The sequence below is a fragment of the Agathobacter ruminis genome, from assembly GCF_002735305.1.
In the GTDB taxonomy this organism is placed as follows: Bacteria; Bacillota; Clostridia; order Lachnospirales; family Lachnospiraceae; genus Roseburia; species Roseburia ruminis.
In genome coordinates, this window is the sequence record NZ_PDYG01000073.1 from 1 (window position 1) to 731 (window position 731).

The 731-nt window shown below is 32.0% G+C and carries 1 protein-coding gene; it reads left to right on the forward strand.

Annotated elements, in window-relative coordinates:
• A partial coding sequence (locus CSX02_RS13570) for a DUF5027 family lipoprotein (protein WP_189281460.1) occupies positions 1-608 on the forward strand: 608 nt, incomplete at its 5' end.
• Positions 609-731: the final 123 nt, after the last annotated feature.

Genomic DNA, 731 nt, shown 5'->3' on the forward strand with positions numbered 1-731 from the left:
CACAAATTGATGAAACTGGTTCTACTCAAAGTGATACTGAGCGAGAGTATGTCATGGTGGGAGGTAGAAAGCATTATATACCTAAGATGGACTATGATTGCTTGAAAAAAATTGATGAATCGGCTGATTTATATGAACTTTCCGAGACTGACGGTATGAAAAAAATGATGGAAATTACTTTTCAAAAAGTATATTTTTCACAAGAAATTGAAGAATTGGAAAAGTGGTCAGATGTCGGTTTGTCTGGAATTCAGTTAGACGGAAATGTATGCCAAAATGGACGCATTATTTATATGGAATTTACAATTAAAAATGTTTCAGATGAAGAGGTGAAATATTATGCCTCTAATGTAGGGCTTGTTTATATGGATGAAAGGGAAAATATACGGCAAGCAACGACTGATGTTGGCTATTTTAATTACATGAGCGAAGGTCATGATGGTTTGCTTGTGAAAATACAGCCGGGTGAGTCAAAAGAGATTCGAATTGGTTATTTTATACCGGAAGAAACTTTTGAAAAGGGAAAATTATATATAGATGCAACTATGCAGAATCCATCTGAAAATGAGTATAAAGTTTATTATTCAATTCCCGATATGGAAAAATAATAAGGGGCGTAAAAATAGGAATTTGTAGATTTAAAAACAAAAATTATGCAAACATTCAAAGAAAGGTTTATTTATGAAAAAAAGAGGAATTGCAATTTTATTGGTATTATTTTTTGCTGTTAC